2 protein-coding genes are annotated in these 576 nt (G+C 55.9%); both read left to right on the top strand.

Annotated features, from left to right (window positions below; all coding sequences use genetic code 11):
* The first annotated feature begins 2 nt into the window (after window positions 1-2).
* On the top strand, window positions 3-473 hold the full coding sequence (gene accB, locus ACPUC8_RS26010) for an acetyl-CoA carboxylase biotin carboxyl carrier protein (protein ID WP_059109761.1): 471 nt from the start codon (window positions 3-5) through the stop codon (window positions 471-473).
* Window positions 474-484: 11 nt separating this feature from the next.
* Window positions 485-576, top strand: a 92-nt coding sequence (locus tag ACPUC8_RS26005; RefSeq protein ID WP_408706274.1) for a biotin carboxylase N-terminal domain-containing protein, incomplete at its 3' end; no start/stop codon positions are given.

Here is a 576-nt window from a genome sequence, read left to right as displayed (position 1 = left end):
TCATGGATATTCGTAAAATTAAGAAACTGATCGAACTGGTTGAAGAGTCTGGCATCTCCGAGCTGGAAATCTCCGAGGGCGAAGAGTCCGTTCGTATCAGCCGTTCACCTGCTAATGCCGGCTACCCTGTGATGCAGCAGGCTTATGCTGCGCCGATGATGCAGCAACCTGCGCTGGCCACCGCCGTTGCCCCTGCGGCAGCAGCACCGGCTGCAGAAGCCGCTAAGCCAGAAATCACCGGTCACATCGTGCGTTCCCCGATGGTCGGCACCTTCTACCGCACCCCAAGCCCGGACGCGAAAGCCTTCGTGGAAGTGGGCCAGAAAGTCAACGCGGGCGACACTCTGTGCATCGTTGAAGCGATGAAAATGATGAACCAGATCGAAGCCGATAAATCCGGCGTTGTGAAGGCGATCCTGGTCGAAAGCGGCCAACCGGTTGAATTTGACGAGCCGCTGGTTGTCATCGAATAACGAGGCGAAGCATGCTGGATAAAATTGTCATTGCTAACCGCGGTGAAATTGCGCTGCGCATTCTGCGTGCCTGCAAAGAGCTGGGCATCAAGACTGTTGCCGT

The sequence above is a fragment of the Pantoea sp. CFCC18177 genome (assembly GCF_059412425.1).
Note: the sequence above shows the minus strand (reverse complement) of the source record. Positions and strands in the feature narration are given on the sequence as shown.